Annotated in this window: 5 protein-coding genes; 2 read left to right on the top strand and 3 right to left on the bottom strand. The window is 69.3% G+C overall.

What is annotated here, in order from left to right:
- A partial coding sequence (locus VJS38_RS16295; RefSeq protein ID WP_324089204.1) for a glycosyltransferase occupies positions 1 to 939 on the bottom strand: 939 nt, incomplete at its 3' end.
- A gap of 47 nt (positions 940 to 986) precedes the next feature.
- On the bottom strand, positions 987 to 1,802 hold the full coding sequence (locus VJS38_RS16290) for a UDP-2,3-diacylglucosamine diphosphatase (protein ID WP_324089203.1): 816 nt from the start codon (positions 1,800 to 1,802) through the stop codon (positions 987 to 989).
- A gap of 150 nt (positions 1,803 to 1,952) precedes the next feature.
- Here VJS38_RS16290 and VJS38_RS16285 point away from each other — a divergent pair, with 150 nt between their 5' ends.
- Both VJS38_RS16285 and VJS38_RS16280 read left to right on the top strand, forming a co-directional pair.
- Entirely contained in the window at positions 1,953 to 2,591 is a 639-nt protein-coding gene (locus VJS38_RS16285) for a TetR/AcrR family transcriptional regulator (RefSeq protein WP_324089202.1), read from the top strand.
- A 153-nt stretch (positions 2,592 to 2,744) separates the two neighbouring features.
- Positions 2,745 to 3,881 carry a calcium-binding protein gene (locus VJS38_RS16280; RefSeq protein WP_324089201.1) on the top strand — a complete coding sequence of 379 codons (1,137 nt, stop codon included), beginning with the start codon at positions 2,745 to 2,747 and terminating at the stop codon, positions 3,879 to 3,881.
- 61 nt (positions 3,882 to 3,942) lie between these two features.
- On the opposite strand, the gene VJS38_RS16275 is transcribed toward VJS38_RS16280, so the two are convergent.
- On the bottom strand, positions 3,943 to 4,128 hold a 186-nt coding region (locus VJS38_RS16275), incomplete at its 5' end, for a GTP-binding protein (protein WP_324089200.1).

Genomic DNA, 4,128 nt, shown 5'->3' with positions numbered 1-4,128 from the left:
CTCGATGTTCTTCTCCACCGCCACCCGCCCGACATTCAGCCAGATCGGCCGCTCGAGCCCGGCGTAGACGCTCGGATCGCTGGCCCGAGAGGGATGGAAGGCCTCGGTGTCGACGCCCCTGGACCAGGGCGAGATATTGCGGAAGCCGTGCTTGCCAAGCTCGTCGCGCATGGTCGGCGTGGCCACCATCAACCTACCCGACGGCTTGTGGAACCAGCGCATGTAGGCGTAGCCGGCCTGGACCGGAACCGGCAGGCGCGCGGCGACGTACTCGGGGAACTTGGTGTGGTAGCTGGTGGTGAAAGGCAGTTTCCAATCGACGCAGATGCGCCGCGCCGCAAAGCCGATCGGCCCTTCAGTGGCGATATGGATGGCTTCGGGCTCGAAGATGCGGAAGCGCTCTTGCAACGGCTCGTAGGCGCCGACCGCCAGCTTGATCTCGGGATAGGTGGGCAAGGGGAAGGTCTTGAACTGGTCGGGGGATATGACCTCGACCTCGTGGCCCATGGTGCGGCATTCGGCGACCGTGCGCGTCAGGGTGCGCACGACGCCGTTGACCTGCGGCTCCCAGGCGTCGGTGGCCAGCAGGATGCGCATCGGCCGGTGGGCGTCGCGCGTCGCCTTGATGGTCTCGCGGATGCGCGGCATGACCGGCGAGGGCCGGGGCCGCTCGACCGGGGCCAGCGCCAGAGCCTGGGCCTGGGCCTGGGCCTGAGTCTGCATCCACGACCAGAAGGCGCCCAGCAGGGCTTCCTTGGTCGGGAAGTGGCGGTAGACCGTGCGCTCGCCGACCTTGGCCTCCTTGGCCACCTCGGCGAAGCTCAGGTCTTCCATCTCGCCGGCTTCGAGCTGGCGGGCGACGGCGCGCAGGATCTGCTCGCGGGTCTCCTCGCGCTGGCGGTCGCGCGCGTTCGGATGCGAGGCCGAAGGAGGCTTCATGGCAGCGGCACTGTCAGCAATTCTCGTCCGGTGTCAAATCGAACCGGTCAGGCGGCCACCGGCTCCGGCAGGGCGTTCGGCGTCCGCCCCGCGCGGCTGATCGCCGACCAGGACCTGAGCTTGGCCCATTCGACGATCTCCAGCCGCCCGTCGGGATGCTCGACCACGGCGGTGCAGCTCTCGACCCAGTCGCCGTCGTTGACGTAGGCGATGCCGTCGATGTCGCGCATCTCGGCCTTGTGGATGTGGCCGCAGATCACCCCGTCGACGCCGCGCCGGCGCGCCTCCTCGGCGACCGCGCCCTCGAAGTTCTCGATGAACTGCAGGGCGTTCTTCACCCGGGTCTTCAGATAGGCCGACAGGCTCCAGTAGTTCAGCCCCATCCGCCGGCCCAGCCGGTTCACCAGGGTGTTGGCCGCCAGCACCGTGCGGTAGGCCCAGTCGCCGAGGAAGGCCAGCCACTTGGCGTGCTGCACCACCCCGTCGAACTCGTCGCCGTGCGTCACCAGGAAGCGGCGGCCGTCGGCGGTCTCGTGGATCGCGTCGCGCGCCACCACCACGCCGCCGAAGTGGGCGCCGCAGAAATCGCGCACGCGATCGTCGTGGTTGCCGGGGATGTAGGTGACCGCCACGCCCTTGCGCGCCATACGCAGGATCTTCTGCACCACGTCGTTGTGCGCCTGCGGCCAGAACCAGCCGCTCTTCAACTTCCAGCCGTCGATGATGTCGCCGACGAGATAGAGGGCGTCGCATTCGAGGTGGCGGATGAAGTCGAGCAGCAGCTCCGCCTGGCAGCCTCGCGTTCCGAGGTGAACGTCGGAGATGAATACGGTCCGGTAGCGGCGGGTCGGCGGCTCGGTCAACTTCGGCTCTCCAGGCGCCTCGTATCGGATCAGCGCCTAGGCTGATTGCATGTCGGTTTGATGAAGTTCGCCTCGGCGCTGGTGCGATCTGGAGTTGTTCGCTAGAGGTGCGGCAATAGACCCTCCCCGGTTTACGATAACTTGGTCCCGATGGACGCCAGAACAAATCCGGCGAAAGCGACGCCGAAGTCGCTTCGTACGCGCGCGCGGATACTCGACGCGGCGATGAACCTCTTTGCGCAGGTGGGCTATCATGCCGCGACCAATGCGGTGATCGCCGAGGCCGCCAAGCTGACGCGCGGCGCGATGCTTTATCATTTCGCCACCCGCGAGGAGCTCGTCGAGGCGGCCGTCGCCCATATCGAGCTGCAGCGCGCCAAGCTGCTGGAGCGCGCCGGCTCGGCGCCGGCCGGGCCGGGCGTCGACGCGGCCGAGCACGCCATCGACACCTACTGGGCGCTGCTGCACGAGACGCCGTTCATCGCCTTCGCCGAGCTGGAGGCGGCGGCCCGGACCGATCCCATGCTGCGCGAGCGGCTGGCTAACGCCCAGACCGCCTTCGACCACGCCCAGGTCGGCGGCGACCGTTTCGGCGCGCTCGTCCAGGCCGGCGCCGACCCGCGCTTCCAGGCCAGCCGCGACCTCGGCCGCTTCATGCTGGAGGGGCTGGCGCGCGGCTCGATGACCTACGACGTCGACGCCCGCCGCGAGCGGCTGCTGGCGATCGTCAAGCGGGCCGTGCGCATGCTGAACCGCAAGGGCGACATCCAGGACCTCTGGGGGGATTAGGGCAGGGCTGACCCGCCTTCCCCTTCCGGTCTTCCCCGCGAAACGCTGGGATCCCGACCGCCTGCGACGTCGCGCCGCGCACCGCGGCCCCATTCCCGCCCGCGCAGGCGGCTCTCTCTGCCATTGGTCAAGCCGCAGCAGTGAGCATCAGCGATGAGCGCAGGCAGCTACGCCGATTTCTTCGTGGCGCTGGGGAACCTCGAGTCCGGCGACAACTACGGCTTCGTCAGCCAGGCCGGCTATCTGGGCTACTACCAGTTCGCCGAGGAGACCCTCGTTTCGGCGGGCTTCTACAACGGCGATTCCACCGCCGCGCGCGATTTCAGCGGGACGTGGACGGCGACCGCGGCCAGCTACGGGGTGACGGACAAGGCGAGCTTCCTGGCCTCGCCGGCGGCGCAGGACGCCGCGGCGACCGCCTGGTTCCAGAAGGTCTACGCCGACCTCGGAACGGTCGACCTCATCAAGTACGAGGGCCAGACGCTGAACGGCTTCACCATCACGCCGTCGGCGCTGCTCGCCGGCACGCATCTGGTGGGGTGGCCGGCGCTGAAGGTATTCCTGGGCAGCGGCGGCACGGGAACGCAGGACGGCGGCGGCGAGACCGTCCTCGACTACATGCAGCGCCTAAGCGGCTACGACACCCCGTTCAGCTTCGCCCACACGGGCCCGGCGACGATCACCGGCGGCCCTGGTTCGGATTCCCTGCACGGCTGGGCCGGCAACGACAGCCTGGACGGCGGGGCCGGCGTCAACACCCTGCGCGGCGGCGACGGCGCCGACACCCTGCAGGGCGGGGCCGGCTTCGACAACATCAACGGCAACCAGGGCGACGACCGCATCGACGGCGGGGCGGGCGGCGATGACTGGCTGCTCGGCGGCCAGGGGAACGACCAGATCACGGCCCACGCCGGGGCCAACATCCTCAACGGCAACCTGGGGAACGACACGGTGGCCGGCGGGGCTGGCGACGACACGCTGCGCGGCGGCCAGGGGGCCGACGTGCTGACCGGCGGGGCCGGGAACAACCACCTCTTCGGCGACCTCGGCAATGACGCCCTGACCGGCGGCGCCGGGGCCGACACCTTCCACTTCGCCGCCGGCGGCGGCCAGGACCGGGTGAGCGACTTCAACCTGGCGCAGGGCGACCGCATCCAGATCGACGGCGGCGCCCGGTACACGGTCGCCCAGGTCGGCGCCGACACCGTCGTCGATCTCGGCAATGGAGATACGATCACCCTCGTGGGGGTGTCGAAGGCGTCGCTGACGGCCGGGTGGATCGTGGGGTAGGGGCGAGATCCTTCCCCTTCGGGGAGGTGGCCGCGGGCCGGAGGGGAAGGATCTATTTCCTCTACGCCACCGTGCTCTCGAACCCTGCGCGCAGGGCGGCCTCGTCGAGGTTGCGGCCGATCAGCACCATGCGCGAGTAGCGCCGCTCGCTGTCGCGCCACTCGGCCTGGAAGTCGCCCTCCAGGATCATGTGCACGGCCTGGAACACCAGCCGGCGCTTCTCGCCGGCGATGTCCATGATGCCCTT

This window comes from Phenylobacterium sp., from assembly GCF_035276905.1.
Classification (GTDB): Bacteria; Pseudomonadota; Alphaproteobacteria; order Caulobacterales; family Caulobacteraceae; genus Phenylobacterium.
The sequence above is the reverse complement of the archived record's forward strand: the minus strand, read 5'-3'. Positions and strand labels throughout refer to the sequence as shown.

Coding starts and splice junctions, on each gene's coding strand:
- VJS38_RS16285 (WP_324089202.1), top strand. CDS start 1,953: ATGGACGCCAGAACAAATCCGGCGAAAGCGACGCCGAAGTCGCTTCGT.
- VJS38_RS16280 (WP_324089201.1), top strand. CDS start 2,745: ATGAGCGCAGGCAGCTACGCCGATTTCTTCGTGGCGCTGGGGAACCTC.